Raw genomic sequence first — 19,107 nt, 5'->3', positions numbered from 1 at the left:
GCCTGTCGCGGTGCAGGCCCGACGGGCGGGTGGAGAGAGGAGGTTCGGGTGCGCGCGGCCCGCTCAGGTGCGCGCGGTCTTCAGCCACGTCTGCTTGCCGGTGAGCATCCGCCACAGCCCCCACCAGCCGGCGGCGAACCAGATGTAGCCGTAGAAGACGAAGACGTGCGAGAGCAGGATCGAGCGCACGAGCCCGAGGCCGCGTTCGCGCCGGCGGTAGACGAATCCGTACGCGTAGGCGGCGGTGAAGGAGAGCAGGTACGGGCCGATGATCCACATGGGGGAGATCAGGGCGCGCCCGGCCTGCACGGAGCCGATGACGGTGCCGGCCACCGCGACCAGGAAGGACAGCGGCAGCAGGGAGGTGAGCAGGATCAGGACCGGGCTGGAGAGGTGGTAGAGCAGGTCGACGGCGGCGCGGGTGGGCACGGAGCGCAGGATCAGCGGCACCAGCCCCGCCGACTGCAGGTGGCCCTGGAACCAGCGGGAGCGCTGGCGCACCAGGCGCCGGACGTCGAGCACGGCCTGCTGGGAGACCGCGGCCGCGGTGCAGTGCTGATTGGTCCAGCCGCGGGCGATGAGGCGGACTCCGAGGTCGAGGTCCTCGGTCAGGGAGTCGCTCCAGGGGCCGGCGGACGCCCGGCCGGGTTCGGCGAGGGAGTCCAGCGCGGCGAGCCGCATGAACTGGCCGTTGCCGCCCATTCCGACGCTTCCGATATAGCGCCGGGCGCACTGGAAGATATCGCCGTAGATGACGAATTCCATGTCCTGGAGCCGGGCCAGCAAACCTTGGTGGCGGTTGTACATCCGCACGCCGATCTGGGTGGCGCCGGTGCGCGGATTGTCGAAGAAAGGGTCGACGGACTGGACCACGTGTTCGTCGAGCCGGCCGTCGGCGTCGACGACGCAGACGATGACGTCGTGCGGGTCATAGCCGTCGAGCAGGCCCGATTCGCGCAGGTGCCGTATTCCGGCGTTGAGGGCGGCGCCCTTGCCGCGCCGGGCGTCGGGCAGGGTGCGCTGGAGGAGCCGGACGCGCTCGGGGTCGGCGGCGCGGGCGACTTCCGCGGTGCCGTCGTCGGAGGCGTCGTCGATGACCAGTGCGAGGAAATTACCGGCGGGCAGGGCAGAGATGCGGGCCAGGCTTTCCGCGAGGACTTTTTCCTCGTTCAGACAGGCGAGGAGAAAGACGTACAGGCGTTGCTGGCGGGGTCCGCGGACCCGGCGCACGCGGCGCCGGGAAAGCAGGAAGAGGGTGGTGTTGTAGCAGCCCGCCATCACGATGATGGCGATGGCGGATCCCAGGAGGATCTCGCCGGTCAAGACCGGCCGCCGGCGCTGCGGTCCATGACGGCGCCGCGGTCCATGACGGCGCGGGCGGCGAACCAGAGTTTGACGGCGATGATGACGAAGGCGCTCGCGCAGTAGAGCAGGAATCCGGCCCCCGCGGCCTCCTGCAATCCCCTGGCGTAGGGAATGCCCGGCAGCACTTCCGGTGCCGCGGTGAGCCCGGCCATGGGCAGGACGGATCCCAGAGCGGGTTTTCCGTACATGAGTTCTCCCCCGTATGTCGCCTCGATGCGAGGCAAGGCATGCGCAGGGAAGGTATCAGATCGGACCGGTACTACTGTCGGACTTGATGAGAATTGTTGGAGCGGAATCTCAAATTCGGTGAACGTACCGGTAATTATGCCTGGTGATCGTGGAGCTGTGACGGATGTGACTTCTGGTCTGCACCAGGGGGCTTGCCCGGAACTGCGCATTCGGGACCGAAGTTGTCTATTGACATACATCCTTCCCGGCCAGAAGAATCTGGCCACTGCCGGGCCCCGAGGTAACGGGTGTCACGGCCGCTGCATTACCAGGGGGAATTTCCATGCAGAACAAGCGTGGGAGATCCAGGAAACTCCGGATCTCCGCCGTCGTCATGCTCCTCGCCGCTCTGCTGGGCGGCTTCGTCCTTTCCCGGAGCGCCGAGGGCGCGATATCCCGGCCGCGCGCCACCGACGCCGTGAACCCGGTCTCGCTCTCCCCGAAGAGCGTCAAGGACCTCGCCGCCGCGGCGAAGGCGCGGATCTCCTCGGACCGGCTGCGCCGTGCGGGCAAGCTGGCCCTCACCCTCGCGCCCCTGGCGAAGACCGCCGCCGCCGAGGCGGCCGCCGCCCCGGCCGGCACCTCCGCCCTCGTCCTCTACGACAACGCCGGCCCCTACGGGCAGCTGGGCGAGCTCTACGCCATGGCGACGGCCAACCTCGCGGGCCACTTCGGCACCGTCACCGCCAAACCCGTCTCGGCCTACACCGCGGGCATGGTCAACCAGTACACCGCCACGGTCTACCTCGGCTCGACCTACTACGGGGGCACGATCCCCGACGCCGTCCCCGCCGCCTTCTACCAGGACGCGCTGGCCACCACCCGGCCCGTCACCTGGATCGGCGACAACATCTGGAACATGGCCAATGCGGTCGGGCTCGCCCAGTTCAAGCAGAAGTACGGCTGGGACCCCACCAACTCCTTCTACGAGACGGGCGGTTCCGTCGGCAACATCAACCAGGTCACGTACAAGGGACAGCAGCTGACCCGGAAGATCCCCGCGGGCCAGGACGGGGGAGTGCTCCACCCGGCGATCCTCACCGGGCCCGGCTATCCGGCGGTCACCCGCCTCGCCGAGGCCAAGGACGGCACCTCCGGGGCCACGAGCCCCTGGGCGATCCGCTCCTCCAACCTCACCTACCTCGGTGAGATCCCCTTCGCCTATGTCTCCGAGAGCGACCGCGTCATCGCCTTCGAGGACCTCCTCTTCGACGCCCTCGCCCCCCAGACGGCCGAGCGCCACCGGGCCTTCGTGCGGCTGGAGGACATCAGCCCCAAGTCCGAGCCGAGCGAGCTGCGGGCCATCGCCACCTACCTCAAGTCGCAGAACATCCCGTACGGCATCAACGTCATCCCCGTCTACAAGGACCCCAAGGGCACCTACAACAACGGAGTCCCCGAGACCCTCACCCTCGCCCAGGTCCCCGCCGTCGTCACCGAGCTGAAGAACATGCTCGCCAATGGCGCCGTCCTGATGAACCACGGCTACACCCACCAGTACGGCACCGCGAACAACCCGTACAACGGCGTCACCGGCGACGACTTCGAGTTCTTCCGCGCCCACGTCGACACCGCCGACAACGTGATCCTCGACGGGCCGCCCGCGGAGGACTCCACCGTCTGGGCGCAGAGCCGCGTCACCCAGGCCCTGGCCGGTTTCGCCACCGCCGGGCTGCCGAAACCGGCCTACTGGACCACTCCGCACTACGCGGCGTCCGCCACCGACTACCGTGTCCTGGGCCAGAACTACTCCGCCCGCCTGGAGCGCTCGTTGTACTTCGCCGGCACGCTCACCGGTGGCACACCGGACAACAGCCGCTACATCGGCCAGTTCTTCCCGTACGCGGTCAAGGACGTCTACGGGACGACCGTCCTGCCCGAGAACATCGGCAATTACGAGCCCGACGCGTACAACAACCACCCGCCCCGGCTCCCCGCCGACCTGATCGCCTCGGCCAAGGCCAACCTGGCCGTCCGCGACGGCGTGGCGAGCTTCTTCTACCACCCCTACTACCCGGTGGCGCCGCTGAAGCAGACGATCGAGGGCATCAAGGCCCTCGGCTACACCTTCGTCGGCCCCGCGGCCCTCGGCCAGTGAACGCCCGGAGGAGGGCGGCCGGCGTGCTGCTCGCGGCCGCCCTCCTCCTCGCCGGGTGCTCCTCCGGCCCGGGCGGGGAGGACGGGGAAGAGCGGCCCGCGCCGGGTCCGAGCACCCGCCCCGGCGACGGAAAGGCGGCCGCACTGCGCGGCATCACGCTTCCCTCCTGGAACACCGGCGACTACAGCAGCCCCGAGGCCGCGGCCTACCTGCGGCAGATCGCCGCCACCGGCGCGCGCTGGGTGACCTTCACGCCCACCTGGTACCAGGACGGCGTCGCCGACGCGGGCATGCACACCACCGGCGAGACCGCCGGCGACGACGCCCTCCGGCACGTCATCGGCCTCGCCCACCGGACCGGCCTGAAGGTCATGCTCAAGCCCCACGTCGACCTCACCGGAGGCGGCGACCGGTCGGGCATCCGCCCGCGCGACGCCGGCGCCTGGTTCACCGCGTACGAGCGCTTCATCACCCACTACGCGCAGCTCGCCGCGGACAGTGGCGCCGAACAGTTCGCCGTCGGCACCGAGCTGGCGGGCACCTCCCGCGACGGCACCCGCTGGAGCAAGGTCGTCCGGGCCGTCCGCGCGGCGTACCGCGGGCCGCTGACCTACGCCGCCAACTACGACGAGTACCGCACCGTCCCCTTCTGGGACGACCTCGACGTCATCGGCATCGACGCTTACTGGCCCCTGGCCGACCGCCCCACCGCCGACGCCGCGCGGCTGCGCGACGCCTGGAAACCCATCACCGAGGAACTCGCGGCCTTCTCCGCCCGCCACCACCGCAAGATCCTCTTCACCGAAGCCGGCTACGTCAGCCAGCGCGGCGCCACCACCGCGCCCTACTCCTGGACGGTCAGCAAGAGCGCCGCGGAGGACGAACAGGCCGCCGCCTACGAGGCACTGCTCACGGCCCTGGACGGAAAGCCCTGGTGGGCGGGTGTCTGCTGGTGGATGTGGGACGACTGGCCCGACACCGGCGAAACCCCGCGCCGCCTGGCCTACACCCCGCACGGCAAGCCGGCGGAGGACGTACTGCGCCGCCGCTGGCGCACCGGCGGCACGGACACCGGCTGAGCCGGACCCGCACCACGCGGGCGCGCGCCCGGAAGAACTACGTGTCGCACTCCAGCACCGTCCGGCACAGCCCGCACCGCGCGCGGACCTTCCCCCGCACCGGTACGCGGATGCGCTGATGGCACGTCGGGCACGGGAAGCTGACCCGGAGCGGGTCGTGGCCCTCGAAGGCGTAGTCCCGGCCGGCCGGCGGCGCCCCGCCCCGCGCGTCGCGGACGGCGCGCCGGTCGCGGGCGTAGCGGTGGCGGCCGAGCCGCCCGGCCGCCGCGAGCGGGGGCCGCCGGCCGTCGCGCCGGGCCTCCGCGAGGCCCTTCACATAGACCTCGTAGGCCTGGGGGCTGGTGAACCAGGGGGCGGGGTCCTCCCCGAAGGCCAGCGCCCGCTTGGCGATGACGTAGCCGAACTCCTCGGGGGTGAGGTAGCCGAGCTTCTGCGTGGAGACGGACGACTCGCGGTAGGCGTCGAGCAGCAGCCACCCCGCGCCCAGGTAGGCCGCCGCGGTGTCGGTGAGGATCTCGTTGTCCCGGGTGCCGGGGAAGGCGAGGCCGAGCCGGTGCAGGTAGACGTGCATGACCTCGTGCGAGAGGGCGGCGCCGATGTCCCGGCGGTGGGTCTTGAAGCGGGAGTTGAGTTCGATGAAGTACTCCGGCCCGGCGGCGAGCTCGACGCTCCCGGCGTGCCGCATGTCGCGGAAGCTGACGATCATCCGGGCGTCCGGCAGCCGCAGGTGCCGCACCATCGCCCCGGCGACCCGCTGCACGCCGAGATAGGGGTTCTCCTCGTCGGAGAAGGCGACGTCGGACGGGGGCACGCTGAGCTCGAAGCTGTGCACGGTGTCGTAGGAGAGGCGCTTGTACAGCGCGGTGATCGCGGCGCGCACGGTCTCGACGTGCGGAAAGCCGTGCACGATCTCGATGCCGGTGCCCACGCGTGACCACCCCCTGGGGTCCCCCTGCCGGCCGCTGCGCCCCTGTCCCCACTGTACGGGCGCGGCCCTGCCGCCGGGCAGTGCGCCGGACTGGCCGAAACGGGGTGCTTGTCGCACGTACGTCCGATCCTCATAATCACACCGCGCATCGAAGGCTCGATTCCGGTAATCGGACGGCCGGGATTGTCATGAGCCTGACATTCGACGCGTAACCTCCCACGAAAGGAAGACCCTTGCGCTCCTTCCTCTCCACGCTCAGATGCACCCTCAGAAGGACTGTCGCCGTCGGCGCCGCCACCGTCGCCACGCTCGCCCTCACCGCCGGCGCCGCACTGGCCGACGACCCCGGCCCCCGCCCGGGCGTCGTCGGCGGCACCCCCGCTCAGCAAGGCGAGTTCCCCTGGATGGTGCGGCTGTCCATGGGCTGCGGCGGCTCGCTCTACACCCAGCAGATCGTCCTGACCGCCGCCCACTGCGTCAGCGGCAGCGGCGCCAACACCTCGATCACCGCCACGGCCGGCGTCGCCGACCTCGGCTCCTCCCAGGCCATCAAGGTCAAGTCCACCCGGGTGCTCCAGGCCCCCGGCTACAACGGCTCCGGCAAGGACTGGGCGCTGATCAAGCTCGCCCAGCCGGTCAACCTGCCGACCCTCAAGACCGCCGACACCACCGCCTACAACAACGGCACCTTCACCATCGCCGGCTGGGGCGCGGACCGCGAAGGCGGCAGCCAGCAGCGGCAGCTCCTCAAGGCCACCGTCCCCTTCGTCGACGACACCGCCTGCCGGAACGCCTACGGCAACCTCATACCCGGCGAGGAGATCTGCGCCGGATACCTCGACCAGGGCGGCGTCGACACCTGCCAGGGCGACTCCGGCGGCCCGATGTTCCGCAAGGACGCGGCGGGCGCCTGGATCCAGGTCGGCATCGTCAGCTGGGGCGAGGGCTGCGCCCGGCCGCACTACCCCGGCGTCTACACCGAGGTGAGCACGTTCGCGGCGAACATCAAGAGCGCCGCCGCGAGCCTGGGCGGCTGACCCGCTGGGCCGTCCGGCTGGTCCTGCGGCCCCCGTACGGACCAGTCCGGTACGGTCCCTCCCCGGCCCGCCCGCGTCCTACCGGAGTCGGGCGGGCCCCCGTCATCCTTTCGGCCGAGGCGAGAATGGTCGGACAGTCGAGGTGTGGGCGCGATAAAGGCCCGTAACGTGAGGAGCGTGGCCCGCCGGCCCCGGAGAGCGACACGAATCCGGGGCGCCCGGGCGGCCGCAGACCGAGCCGTCCGTTACGGAAAGGGACCACTTCCGTGTCCGCCAAGACCCGCATCGCCGCCGCCACCGTCCTCGCCGCAGCCGTCGGCGCAGTGGCCTGGCCCACGGCGAGCGCGTTCGCCGCGGACCCGCGCATCCACGCCGGCACGGACGGCGGCGCCGCCCCCACCGGCCGCACCGTCGTCGTCCAGCAGGTCCAGCTGCCCGACGGCAGCCGCGCCCGGCTGACCTCCGGCGAGCGCGGCACCACCGTCACCGTGAGCAAGCACGGCCGGCAGCGCCACACCTTCGACGCCGCCCGCCCCACGGCCGACCTCGACCGGCTCCACCTGCGCATCCTCGGCGGCCACACGCAAAAGCCCACCCTGCGCGCCTCCCTCGACGGCACCGGCCTGACCAACTACTACGACTTCGCCTCCGGCAAGCTGCGGCACACCCCCGACGGGGCCGAGGGCGCGACGGTCACGGGCAGCGGTGCCGGCCACGACAAGGGCGGCAAGGGCGACCAGCGCGCCGCGGCCGCCCAGGGCGTGGTCACCACCGTGCGCAACGGCCCCGCCGAGGACCGCGACCACCGGCCCACGCCCCCTGCGCGCACTCTCCACGCCGCCTCCAGCAACCCCGTCAAGCGCGTCGTCGAGGCCGGCGAGGTCATCAAGGGCCGCCACGACATCGGCACCCCCGCCCTCGCGGGCGGCGCCGGGCTGCTCGCCCTCGGCGGCGGCGCCTACGGCATGCGGCGCCTCGCCGCCCGCCGCGCCACGCGCACCGGCGCCTGACCCGCGGTTGCGGCGGCCCCGCGCCCCCGCTGACATGGAAGGGCGGAGGACCCACCGGCCCGTCACCCGTACACAGCAGGCCCCGTACGGCCGGCACAGCGCAAGGAACGAGTATGGCGATCACCGTGGTCATCGCGGACGACCAGGAGATGGTCCGCACCGGCTTCCGCATGATCCTGGAGAGCCAGCCCGACATCGAGGTCGTCGCCGACGTCGTGGACGGCGAGTCCGCCCTCGCCGCCGTCGAGCAGCACGAACCCGACGTGCTCCTCCTCGACATCCGCATGCCCAAGCTCGACGGCCTGGAGGTCACCCGCCGCCTCTCCGAGCGGGCCGCCGCCCGCCCTGAACTCGGCCGCCGCCCCCGCATCGTCATCGTCACCACCTTCGACCTCGACGAGTACGTGCACACCGCGCTGCGCAACGGCGCCTCCGGCTTCCTGCTCAAGGACGCGAGCCCCGCCATGCTCGTCGAGGCCGTGCACGCCGCCGCCGTCGGCGACTCCCTCATCTCGCCGGCGATCACCGTCCGCCTCCTGCGCGACATGGCCCCCGCCGGCCCGGCGGGCTCCGCCAGGACCCCCGCCGAGCCGCTCACCGACCGCGAGGCGGACGTGGTGCGCTGCCTGGCCCGCGGCGCCACCAACGCCGAGATCGCCGCCGAGCTCTTCGTCTCGCTGTCCACGGTCAAGACCCACCTGGCCAACGTGCAGCTGAAGCTCGACGCCCGTAACCGCGTCGAGATCGCGGCATGGGCCTGGGAGAGCGGACTGGCCACGGGCAGCGCATGAACAGAGTGGCCGGGTGGGCCGCCCGGCACCCCCGCCGCGCCGCCGTCGCGAAAGCCGGCCTCGCGGTCGCCCTGCTGTGCCTCGTCGTCTCCGAGAGCATCGTCCTGGCCCGGCAGCCCAGCCGCCCCCACGCCATGGTCCTGGCCTCCGGCATCGCCGTCTGCCTGTGCGCCGTCCCCTACAAGTGGATCCCCCTCACCGTCCGCGCCTCCGTCGCCGTCGCCGTGTCCTGGAGCACCAGCCTCATCCTGATGACGGGACAGCACCCGCAGACCGTGTGGGGCATGGGCGAGGCCATCGCCCTGCTCGCCCTCCTCACCTCCGTCCTCCAGACCGCCTCCCCGCGCGCCGCCGCGATCCTCGGCCCCCTGCTCGCCCTCGCCTGCCTCGCCGCCCCCATGCGCGACCTCGACCCCGGGCCCTTCACCGCCGTCTTCTGCGCCCTCACCGTCGTCGTCGCCGTCTACTCGGTGCTGCTGCGCAACCAGTCCGGGCAGCGCGTCCGCGACCTCGCCGCCGTCCGCACCGCCGAGCGCCTCGAACTCGCCCGCGAACTCCACGACCTCGTCGCCCACCACGTCACCGGCATCGTCGTCCAGGCCCAGGCCGCCCGCTTCACCGCCCTCGACGGGCCCGCGGCGGCGGCCGCCTTCGAACGCATCGAGCTCTCGGCCGGCGAATCCCTCAGCGCCATGCGGCGCCTGGTGGGCATCCTGCGCGAAGGCGACGCCGAGACCGAACCCGTCGCCGGCCTGCCGGAGGTCCGCTCCCTCACCGAGGCCTTCGCCCGCACCGGGCCGCCCGTCACCCTCTACATCGAGAAGGGGATGGAGACGTGGATCCCCGCCGAGGTCGCCGCCGGCGTCCACCGCGTCGTCCGCGAGGCCCTCACCAACATCCGCAAACACGCCGCCGACGCCACGGCCGTACGGATCGGCGTCCGCGGGGTCCCGGCCGGCGTCGAGCTGCGCATCGCCGACGACGGCAAGCACGCGGCCGTCCTCTCCGACAAGGCCCGCGGCGGCGGCTTCGGACTCGTCGGCCTCAGCGAACGGGCCAAGGCCATGGGCGGCATCCTGCGCGCGGGACCCGCGCCGGAGGGCGGCTGGGAGGTCACGGCGCTCTTCCCCGCGGACCGCAGGCGGTAGGGGCGGGGCCGGGCCGGCGCGGGCCCGCACCGGCCCGGCCCCGCCTGCGGGCGGCCTAGAGCCACTGCCCGTAGCAGAGGCAGAAGGGGTGCCCGGCGGGGTCGTTGAACACCCGGAACCCCTTCTGCTTGCCCCCGCTGTCGTGCAGGAACGTCGCACCCAGCCCGATCACCTCACGCTGCGCCCGCTCCACGTCCTCGATCGTGTCGACCTCGAAGTCCAGGTGGAACTGCTGCGGGTGCTCCGGGTCCGGCCAGCGCGGCGGGCGGTGGTCCTTCGCCTCCTGGAAGGCGATCCGCTCGCCCGAGGGGGACGTCAGCCACACCCACGACGGGTCGGAGGCGTCCACCTCCCAGTCCAGGATCCCGGCGTAGAAACCGGCCAGAGCGGCCGGGTCCGGGCAGTCGATCACGGGATACATCAGTTTTGCGATCATGGAACGATCCTGCCTCCTCCCGGACAGGAGTCCAAGAGCCGCCGCACTTTTGTCCATGGGCGCCGCGGCCCCCGCCCTCCACTGTGTGGCCGTGACCACCGGTACGGAGGAGGAACGCGGCGTGGACACCGACCCCGGGGCGCGGCAGCAGCCCCCGCACAGGCCGCAGGCGCACGAGACGTACGAACCGTGCGAGCCGTACAGCTCGCACGACGGCAGCGCAGCGCCCACCCGGCGTGCCGTGGTCACGACCGGCGCCCTCGCGGGAATCGCGGGCATCGCCGGAATCACCGGAATCGCAGGCCTGGCGGCGGCCGGAGCCGCCGGTCCGACCGGGCTCGCCGGGACGGCCCAGGCCGCCACCCCCGCCGCGTCCGCCGAAGCCGTCCTGCGCTCCGCCGACCTCGACGTACGCGTCGACACCGGCTTCCCCCGCATCCTCTCCTACACCCACCGCCCCACCGGAGACGTCGTCCACGCCCAGGAGGACCCCGTCACCACCCTGCTCGTGAACGAGGAGGAACACACCCCCCACGTCACCTCCACCGTCCACGACGACCGCGCCGCCTACGTCCTCACCCTCCCCGGAGGCACCCGCATCGACGCCGAGATCCACGTCGACGGCCTCCTCGTCCACTGGCGCATCACCCGCATCGCCGACACCCCCGCCCTGCGCGTGGGCACCTTGCGCATCCCCGGCCTGGCCCTGCTCAGCGTCCGCAGCAGCCGGCCGGGCGGCGCCCTCCTCGCCGCCCGCATCCAGCTCGACAAGGCCAAGAGTGGCGACACCCTCGTCCGCCCCGGCCCGGACACGCCCGCCGACGAGGCGCCCATCGGCTGCGCCTACGCCGTCGTCAGCACCGGCCGGCTCGCCGCCGCCGTCGACACCAACACCGTCCAGGACCGGCCCGACGCCGCCACGGCCTGGGAGAACGGCCGCCTCCGGCACCAGACCCTCACCCGCCCCGGCCACACCAAGACCGAGCTCACCTGCGGCCAGTGGACCCACCGCGCCGCGGGAGCCGCCCTCACCGACACCGAACCCCTGCCCCGCGCCACCGTCGTCCTCACCCCCGACCGCAACGGCGACGGCGACGCCGACTGGCAGGACGGGGCCATCGCCCTGCGCGAGATCACCACCGAGCCCCTCGGGGCCGGCGAACAGCACCTGCGCGTCGTCCCCCACATCGCGTTCAACTTCGCGAGCCAGGCCACCAACCCTTTCCTCGCCACCCTCGACAACGTCAAGCGCATCGCCCTGGCCACGGACGGACTGCGGCAGTTCACCCTCCTCAAGGGCTACCAGTCCGAAGGCCACGACTCGGCCCACCCCGACTACGGCGGCAACTACAACACCCGCGCCGGCGGCCTCGCCGACCTCAACACCCTCCTGCGCGCCGGAAAGCGCTGGAACAGCGACTTCGCCGTGCACGTCAACGCCACCGAGTCCTACCCCGTGGCCCACGCCTTCTCCGAGACCCTCGTCGACAAGAACGACAGACAGTGGGACTGGCTCGACCAGTCGTACAAGATCGACGCCCGCCGCGACCTGCTCTCCGGCGACGTCGTCCGCCGCTTCCGGCAGCTGCGCGACGAGACCGACCCCGCCCTGACCACCCTCTACATCGACGTCTTCCGCGAATCCGGCTGGACCTCCGACCGGCTCCAGCGCGCCCTGCGCGAGCAGGGCTGGCAGATCACCAGCGAATGGGGCCACGGCCTGGAGCGCTCCAGCCTCTGGTCGCACTGGGCGAGCGAGACCGACTACGGGCCCGACACCTCGCGCGGCATCAACTCCCGCCTCATCCGCTTCGTCCACCACCACCGCAAGGACGTCTTCGCCGACAAATGGCCGCTCCTCGGCACCGCGAAGCTCGGCACGTTCGAGGGCTGGCAGGGCAAGACCGACTGGGAGGCCTTCCACCGCCTGCTGTGGACCGAGAACCTCCCCGCCAAATACCTGCAGGCGCGCCCCGTCCGCACCTGGGGCGAGCACGAGATCACCTTCGAGGGGCCGGAGCGCACCGCCGTGAGCGACGCCGACGGCACGCGCACCATCACCACCGACGGGCGCACGGTCTACCGCGGCGGCACCTACCTCCTGCCCTGGGAGCCGCGCGAGGCCCGCGACCCCGCCAAGCTCTACCACTACAACCCGCAGGGCGGCACCACCCGCTGGCGCCTGCCGCTCGGCTGGGCGCGGCGGCGCACCGTCGTCCTCCACCGGCTCACCGACCAAGGCCGCGCCGACGCCCTTGCCCTGCCCGTCCGCAGCGGCGAAGTCACCATCGAGGCCGCGGCCGGGCAGCCCTACGTCCTCACCCGCGGCCACGGCCGGTCACCGCAGCCCGCCTGGGGCGAGGGCACGCCCGTGTACGACCCCGGCTTCCACTCCGGCGGCCTCGGGGGATGGCAGGTCACCGGACCCGCGGGGGTCGAGCGCAGCGCCCTGGGCGACTGGGAACTCGTCGTACGCGCCGGGGCAGCAGCCACGGTGGGCCAGCGGCTCGCCCGGCTCGCGCCCGGCACCTACGCGGCGTCCGTCCAGGTCGAAGTCGGCGACACCGCGGGGGAGCGGCGCCGGGCCGGCCTGGAAGTCCGTACCGCCGACGGCATCACGGCCGCCAACTGGACGGACACCTCCACCGCCGTCAATTACGTGGGCGCCGACCGCAAGCACGGCACCCGCTTCCAGCGCATGTTCACCCGGTTCACCGTGCCGCCGGGCGGCGGCCCCGTCACCCTCACCCTGACCGTCGCCGAGGGCGGCGCGCGCGTCCGCTTCGACGCGCTGCGCGTCGTCCCCGCGGGCACCCCGGCCGGGCGCGCCGGCGCGCTCGTCTTCGAGGACTTCGAGCACGTCCCCCAGGGGTGGGGCCCCTTCGTCAAGGGCGACGCGGGCGGCGCCACCGACCCGCGCACCCACATCGCCCAGCGGCACGCGCCCTTCACCCAGCGCGGCTGGAACGGCAAGGCCGTCGACGACGTCATCGACGGCACCCAGTCCCTCAAATCGCGCGGCGAGAACACCGGCGTCGTCTACCGCACCGTGCCGCACACCGTCCGCTTCCGGCCCGGGCACCGCTACCGCGTCTCCTTCCGCTACGAGAACGAGGCCGCCGGGCAGTACGCCTGGATCACCGCCGCCGACACGCCGGAGCCCCGCGAACTGCAGCGCACCCCGCTGCCCGCCGCCCACGCGCCCGCCACGCACACGTACGAGTTCACCGCGCCGGAAGCGGGGGCGGGGGAGGCGTGGGTGGGGCTGCGCAAGACGGGCGGCAGCGGCACGGCGGAGTTCGTCCTCGACGGGTTCACGGTGTACGAGGCGGACAGGGCGGACGAGGCGGATGGGGGTGCCGCCGCCCCCTGGTGAAAGCCCGCCGCCATACGCGAAGATCGGCACACGGGGCCGACACCGCGGGAGGCCGGGACCCATGTACCAGACATGGATGCGCTACTTCACCCCCGGCCCCGTCCACCACCGCCTCGGCCTCGTCTGCCTCGGCGTCGGCCTGCAACACGGAGCGCTCCCCGCCGTCGGCCCCCGCACCCTCGACCACCACGTCGCCGTCGTCGTCCACGCCGGCACCGGCTGGCTGCGCACACCCGACGGGCACACCCGCACCGTCACCGGGCCCGCGCTCCTGTGGCTCGCCCCCGGAATCCCCCACCACTACGGGGCCGCGGACGGCACCGGCTGGGACGAGAGCTTCGTCGACTTCACCGGCCCCGCCGTCACCGCCTACACGGAACTGGGCTGCATCGAACCCCACCGGCCCCTCGTCCCCCTCACGGACACCACCGCCGTGCGCGCCGTCGTCCACCGCATCGCCCGCGCCGCCCGCCGCGCCAATCCGCTCCTGGAACTCGAGACCTCCGCCGCCGTCCACGAACTGCTCGTCGCCCTGCGCCGGGCGCGCGCCGACACCACACACGGCGGAGAACCGATACTGCAGGCCCTCGCCCGGGACGCCTTCCTGCCCCTGACCGTCACCCAGCACGCCGCCCGGCACGGCATGACCACCGCCGAACTGCGCGTCGCCGTCCGCCGCGGCGCCGGCTGCAGCCCCAAGGACTACCTCCTCGGCATCCGCCTCGGCCACGCCAAGGAACTCCTCGCCGCCACCGAACTGCCCGTCGCCGCCGTGGCCCGCCGCGTCGGCTACACCGACCCCGCCTACTTCAGCCGCCTCTTCACCCGCCGCGTCGGCACCGCGCCCGTCCGCTTCCGCGCCCGCCAGGAGCGCACCGTGCCCGGCGGCTGGAGCGCGCGCATCCCCGACCCGGACCACCCACCGGTGATCGCACCCCGCCCCTCCGCATAGGCTCGGTGACCATGAGCAACAGTTCCATGGACGAGTCCGTACGGGCCGAGCTGGGCCGGCTGCGCGACAGCATCGACAACATCGACGCAGCGGTGATCCACATGCTCGCCGAGCGCTTCAAGGCCACCCAGCAGGTCGGCCACCTCAAGGCCGCCCACAAACTGCCCCCCGCCGACCCGGCCCGCGAGGCCCGCCAGATCGCCCGCCTCCGCGAACTGGCCGAGAACGCCAAACTCGACCCCGCGTTCGCCGAGAAGTTCCTGAACTTCATCATCGCCGAGGTCATCCGCCACCACGAAACGATCGCCCGCACGTAACCCTCCCAGCGGGGCCGCCCCACACGGCGCCCCGGTAAGCCGGGAGGCCGCGTCCCGGCGGCACCGCACCGCCCTGCGGGCCGCCCCGGCACCGCGGGCGTCCGCCGCGGGGAGAGCCTCCGCGGGCCGCGCGCAGACGGGCCTAGGGGGCGGCCCGCGTTTCTTTTCCGCCGCGGCGGTGCTCAGCCGGGACGGTGCGTGCCGGCGGTGCCGTACTGCCTTGCGGGCCGTCCCGGCACCGCCGCGGTGGGTGAGAGCCGCGGGCCGCGCGCGGACGGGCCTGGGATCAGCCCGCGCCTTTCTTTCCGCCGCGGCGGTGCTCAGCCGGGGCGACGCGTCCCGGCGGTGCCGTACTGCCTCGCAGGCCGCCCCGGCACCGCCGGTGTCCGCCGTGGGGGTTGCTCACCGCCGCGGCGGGGGAGAGCCGCGGGCCGCGCGCAGACGGGCCTAGGGGGCGGCCCGCGTTTCTTTTCCGCCGCGGCGGTGCTCAGCCGGGGCGGTGCGTGCCGGCGGTGCCGTACTGCCTTGCGGGCCGTCCCGGGCTGCCGGTGTCCGCCGTGGGGGTGGCTCACTGCTGCGGCGGGGAGAGCCGCGGGCCGCGCGCGGACGGGCCTGGGATCAGCCCGCGCCTTTCTTTCCGCCGCGGCGGTGCTCAGCCGGGACGGTGCGTGTCGGCGGTGCCGTACCGCCCTGCAGGCCGCCCCGGCACCGCCGGCTTCCGTGGCGGGGGAGACCCCCGGGTGATGCGCTCGCATCGGACCGCACCCCGAACCGCCCAAAACCCGCTTCGGCACAGCGCCGGCGATACGGCAGCATGAGGCCCATGCCCGTACTCACACGCGATGAAGCCCAGGCCCGCGCCCGTCTCCTCGACGTTCACCGGTACGCCGTCGACCTCGATCTCACCCGTGGTGACGAGCTGTTCGGGTCGACCACCCGCATCCACTTCACCGCGCGCCACGCGGGCGACACCTTCGTCGAGCTCCGGCCCGCCGCCCTGCACCGCGCCGTCCTCGACGGCCACCCCCTCGACGCGGCCGCCCTCGCCGACAACCGTCTCGCCCTCGCCCTCACGCCCGGCGAGCACGAGCTGCTCATAGAGGCCGACATGCGCTACTCCCGCACGGGCGAGGGCATGCACCGCTTCACCGACCCCGCCGACGGCGAGACCTACGTCTACACCCAGACCTTCATCGACGACGTCCAGCGCGTCTTCGCCGCCTTCGACCAGCCCGACCTCAAGGCGGTCTTCGACGCGACGGTCACCGCCCCGCCCCACTGGACCGTCCTCGGCAACGCCGTCGCCACCCGCACCGCCCTCGCCACCCCCACCACCACCGGCGAGCCGGCCGCAGGCCACTGGCAGCTGGCCACGACCCAGCCGCTCAGCACGTACTTCGTCGCCTTCGCCGCCGGCCCCTGGCACTCCGTACGCACCGAGCACGCCGGCCTGCCCTTCGCCCTGCACTGCCGCCGTTCCCTCGCCCCGCACCTCGACGCCGACGCCGAGGAGCTCCTCGACATCACGCGCCGCTGCTACGACCGCTTCCACGAGATCTTCGACGAGCCGTACCCGTTCGACTCCTACGACCAGGCGTTCGTCCCCGAGTTCAACGCCGGCGCCATGGAGAACCCGGGCCTGGTCACCTTCCGCGACGAGTACATCTTCCGCTCGGCCGTCACCGACACCGAACGCCAGTCCCGCGGCGTGACCATCGCCCACGAGATGGCCCACATGTGGTTCGGTGACCTCGTCACCCTCCGCTGGTGGGACGACATCTGGCTGAACGAGTCCTTCGCCGAGTACATGGGCTACCAGGTCCTCGCGGAAGCGACCCGCTTCGACGGCGCCTGGACCGACTTCGCCTGCGCCCGCAAGGGCTGGGGCTACGACGCCGACCAGCGCCCCTCCACCCACCCCGTCGCCCCCGACCCCGACGCCGTCCCGGACACCGCCTCCGCGCTGCTGAACTTCGACGGCATCTCCTACGCCAAGGGCGCCTCCGCCCTGCGCCAGCTCGTCGCCTGGCTCGGCGAGAAGGCCTTCCTCGCCGGCATCAACGACCACTTCGCCCGCCACCGCTTCGGCAACGCCGCCCTCGCCGACTTCCTCGACTCCCTGGCCCGCCACACCGACCGCGACGTCCACGCCTGGGCCGACCGCTGGCTGCGCACCAGCGGCGTCGACACGCTCACCCCGGCGATCGGCGAGGCCGAAGGCTACTGGCACCTCACCGTCGACCGGGACGGCACCCGCCCCCACCGCATCGCCGCCGGCGCCTACGACCGCGACCCCGCCGACCCCGCCCGCCTGGTCCTCCGCGACCGCTTCGAGCTGGACGTACCGCAGGGAAGGGACGTCAAGGTCCTCCCCGGCACCCGCCCCGACCTGCTCCTGCTCAACGACGGCGACCTCACCTACGCCAAGGTCCGCCTCGACCCCGCCTCCTGGCGGACCGCCCTCGGCTCGCTGTCGGCACTGCCCGACCCCCTCACCCGCGCCGTCCTGTGGAACGCCGCCCGCGACATGGTCCGCGACGGCGAACTCGCCCCCGCCGGCTACCTCGACGCCGCCCGCACCCACCTGCCCCGCGAGAGCGACGTCGCCCTCACCCGGGCCGTCCTCGCCTTCGCCCGCGGCCAGATCGCCGACCGCTACCTCGCCCCGGCCGACCGCCCCGCCGCCCTGGAGGGCCTCACCGCCCTCGCCCAGGACCTCCTCGACCGCACCCGCGACCACGAAGAGGGCAGCGCCGCCCAGGGCCTGCGCCTGACCGCCGTCCGCACCCTCATCGACAGCGCCACCACCCCGGACACCCTCGACGCCTGGCTCCGCGACGGCACCGTCCCCGGCGGCCCCGCCCTCGACCCCGAACTGCGCTGGCGCGCCCTCGCCCGCCTCGCCGTCCTCGGCGCCACCACCGCCGAAGCCGTCGACGCCGAGCTCGCCCGCGACCCCAGCGCCACCGGACAGGAAGGCGCCGCCCGCTGCAAGGCCGCCCTCCCCGACCCGGCGGCCAAGGAAGCCGCCTGGCGGGCCATGTACGACCCCGAGCACCACCCGGAGCTCTCCAACTACCTCTTCACCGCCACCGCCGAAGGCTTCTGGCAGCCCGAGCAGCTCGATCTCACCCGCCCCTACCTCGACCGCTACCACCCCGCCGCCGTCGCCCTCGCCGCCCGCCGCGGCCCCGCCCTGGCCGCGGCCGCCGGCACCGCCGGCTTCCCCCGGCCCCACGTCGAGCAGCACACCCTCGACCTCGGCGAAGCGTGCCTGCGCACCACCGGCCCGACCCCGGCCCTGCGCCGCCGTCTCGACGACCAGCTCGACGACCTGCGCCGCGCCCTGCGCATCAGGGAAAGCCTGGGGTAACCCGCGCGCTGGGGTAACCCGCTCGGGAAAACCCGGAGAACGCCGAAGGCTCCGCACCCGGAAAGGGTGCGGAGCCTTCGGCGTCCGAGATGGGTCCCGGCGGCAGCCGCCGGTTGCGGCCCGCCGCTGTCAGCCGCGCGACTCGCGGGCGGCGTCGGAGGCCTGCGCGGTGCGCAGCTCCTCCAGGAAGCGGTCCACCGTGCCGTTGTCACGAGCGGACTGGGCGACGTCCTCGCCGACGATGCGGCCGGCCAGCTCCGTGGCCAGCACGCCGACCTGCTCGCGCAGCTCGGCCTCGGCCACCGCACGCTCGGCGTCGATCACCGCGTGACCCGCGGAGATGATCTCCTCGCGCTGGCGCTGGCCCTCGGCACGCAGCTCGGCGACGATCGCCGTGCCCTGCTCGAGCGACTCCTGGCGCAGGCGTGCGGCCTCGTGCCGGGCCTCGGCCAGCAGCTCCTGGTACTCGGCGTGGACGCGCGCGGCCTCCGCGCGGATCTCCTCCGCCTCGTCGAAGCGGCCTTCGGTGGCCTTCTCACGCTCGTTGAGGACCTTGTTGATCCGGGGCAGCAGCACCTTCGCCATCACGGCGAAGACGATGAAGAACAGCACGGCGCCGAGCACGAGCGGCGCGGGCTCGGGCTTGAGCGGCCCTACGTCGAGAGCGAGAAAGTTCATGGCCATGGGGTGCAGATTAGTCGACGGAACGGGGTGCGTCCGCCCCGGACCCCATTAGCAGACACATCTCACCCCCGTTGCGCCGCCGTACCACCATCGAGCGAACCCCGCCCCTCTGCCGGTCACCGAACGTGCGCTCCACGTAACTTGTTGCAGTTGCCGCTCGTCACAGCCCGGTCCGACACCACAGCACGCGCTCGAAGTCAACCCAAAAGGGGCAAAGTCAGATGCCTGCGCCCGCCGGCCCCACCGTCGCCTCCCCCCACGACGCCGCAGACCGCACCCCCGCCC

15 protein-coding genes are annotated in these 19,107 nt (G+C 73.0%); 10 read left to right on the top strand and 5 right to left on the bottom strand.

Translation table 11 applies throughout. The annotated features are described in order from the left end of the window. Positions 1-63 precede the first annotated feature (63 nt). Together ACSNOG_RS08980 and ACSNOG_RS08975 are read right to left on the bottom strand one after the other, a co-directional pair. Positions 64-1,323, bottom strand: coding sequence for a glycosyltransferase family 2 protein (locus tag ACSNOG_RS08980; protein WP_436752030.1), 1,260 nt, complete (start codon positions 1,321-1,323; stop codon positions 64-66). Then, on the bottom strand, positions 1,320-1,553 hold the full coding sequence (locus ACSNOG_RS08975; RefSeq protein WP_436752029.1) for a hypothetical protein: 234 nt from the start codon (positions 1,551-1,553) through the stop codon (positions 1,320-1,322). Before ACSNOG_RS08975 ends, ACSNOG_RS08980 begins: the two co-directional genes overlap by 4 nt. 323 nt (positions 1,554-1,876) lie before the next feature. Here ACSNOG_RS08975 and ACSNOG_RS08970 point away from each other — a divergent pair, with 323 nt between their 5' ends. Together ACSNOG_RS08970 and ACSNOG_RS08965 are read left to right on the top strand one after the other, a co-directional pair. After that, positions 1,877-3,691: a DUF2334 domain-containing protein gene (locus tag ACSNOG_RS08970; RefSeq protein ID WP_436752028.1), complete on the top strand. Its 1,815-nt coding sequence runs from the start codon at positions 1,877-1,879 to the stop codon at positions 3,689-3,691. Positions 3,692-3,714: 23 nt separating this feature from the next. Further along, positions 3,715-4,770, top strand: coding sequence for a glycoside hydrolase family 113 (locus ACSNOG_RS08965; protein ID WP_436752027.1), 1,056 nt, complete (start codon positions 3,715-3,717; stop codon positions 4,768-4,770). Between the two features lie 37 nt (positions 4,771-4,807). Here the strand turns inward: ACSNOG_RS08965 and ACSNOG_RS08960 are convergent, their stop codons facing one another. Then, entirely contained in the window at positions 4,808-5,698 is an 891-nt protein-coding gene (locus ACSNOG_RS08960) for a hypothetical protein (protein WP_436752026.1), read from the bottom strand. Between the two features lie 233 nt (positions 5,699-5,931). Between ACSNOG_RS08960 and ACSNOG_RS08955 the strand changes: the two genes are divergently transcribed. From ACSNOG_RS08955 to ACSNOG_RS08940, 4 genes are all read left to right on the top strand, one after another. Beyond that, positions 5,932-6,735: a S1 family peptidase gene (locus tag ACSNOG_RS08955; RefSeq protein ID WP_436752025.1), complete on the top strand. Its 804-nt coding sequence runs from the start codon at positions 5,932-5,934 to the stop codon at positions 6,733-6,735. Positions 6,736-7,001: 266 nt separating this feature from the next. Beyond that, a complete protein-coding gene (locus tag ACSNOG_RS08950) occupies positions 7,002-7,745 on the top strand; it encodes a hypothetical protein (protein ID WP_436752024.1) in 744 nt (247 codons plus the stop codon). Between the two features lie 113 nt (positions 7,746-7,858). Further along, positions 7,859-8,536, top strand: coding sequence for a response regulator (locus ACSNOG_RS08945; RefSeq protein WP_436752023.1), 678 nt, complete (start codon positions 7,859-7,861; stop codon positions 8,534-8,536). After that, positions 8,533-9,684 carry a sensor histidine kinase gene (locus ACSNOG_RS08940; protein ID WP_436752022.1) on the top strand — a complete coding sequence of 384 codons (1,152 nt, stop codon included), beginning with the start codon at positions 8,533-8,535 and terminating at the stop codon, positions 9,682-9,684. Before ACSNOG_RS08945 ends, ACSNOG_RS08940 begins: the two co-directional genes overlap by 4 nt. A 55-nt stretch (positions 9,685-9,739) precedes the next feature. Here ACSNOG_RS08940 and ACSNOG_RS08935 read toward each other — a convergent pair whose 3' ends face one another. Beyond that, positions 9,740-10,120 carry a VOC family protein gene (locus tag ACSNOG_RS08935; protein ID WP_436752021.1) on the bottom strand — a complete coding sequence of 127 codons (381 nt, stop codon included), beginning with the start codon at positions 10,118-10,120 and terminating at the stop codon, positions 9,740-9,742. 241 nt (positions 10,121-10,361) lie between these two features. Between ACSNOG_RS08935 and ACSNOG_RS08930 the strand changes: the two genes are divergently transcribed. From ACSNOG_RS08930 to pepN, 4 genes are all read left to right on the top strand, one after another. Then, entirely contained in the window at positions 10,362-13,496 is a 3,135-nt protein-coding gene (locus ACSNOG_RS08930) for an endo-alpha-N-acetylgalactosaminidase family protein (protein ID WP_436752060.1), read from the top strand. A gap of 61 nt (positions 13,497-13,557) precedes the next feature. Then, on the top strand, positions 13,558-14,448 hold the full coding sequence (locus tag ACSNOG_RS08925; RefSeq protein WP_436752020.1) for a helix-turn-helix domain-containing protein: 891 nt from the start codon (positions 13,558-13,560) through the stop codon (positions 14,446-14,448). Between the two features lie 11 nt (positions 14,449-14,459). Next, on the top strand, positions 14,460-14,765 hold the full coding sequence (locus ACSNOG_RS08920) for a chorismate mutase (protein ID WP_436752019.1): 306 nt from the start codon (positions 14,460-14,462) through the stop codon (positions 14,763-14,765). An 823-nt stretch (positions 14,766-15,588) separates the two neighbouring features. Continuing rightward, the gene (pepN, locus tag ACSNOG_RS08915; RefSeq protein ID WP_436752018.1) at positions 15,589-18,138 is read left to right on the top strand and encodes an aminopeptidase N; all 2,550 of its coding nucleotides are present in this window, start codon (positions 15,589-15,591) and stop codon (positions 18,136-18,138) included. Between the two features lie 129 nt (positions 18,139-18,267). Here the strand turns inward: pepN and ACSNOG_RS08910 are convergent, their stop codons facing one another. Further along, entirely contained in the window at positions 18,268-18,822 is a 555-nt protein-coding gene (locus ACSNOG_RS08910; RefSeq protein WP_436752017.1) for a F0F1 ATP synthase subunit B, read from the bottom strand. Positions 18,823-19,107: the final 285 nt, after the last annotated feature.

Source organism: Streptomyces sp. URMC 124 (assembly GCF_051386455.1).
Lineage (GTDB): Bacteria > Actinomycetota > Actinomycetes > Streptomycetales > Streptomycetaceae > Streptomyces.
Note: the sequence above shows the minus strand (reverse complement) of the source record. Positions and strands in the feature narration are given on the sequence as shown.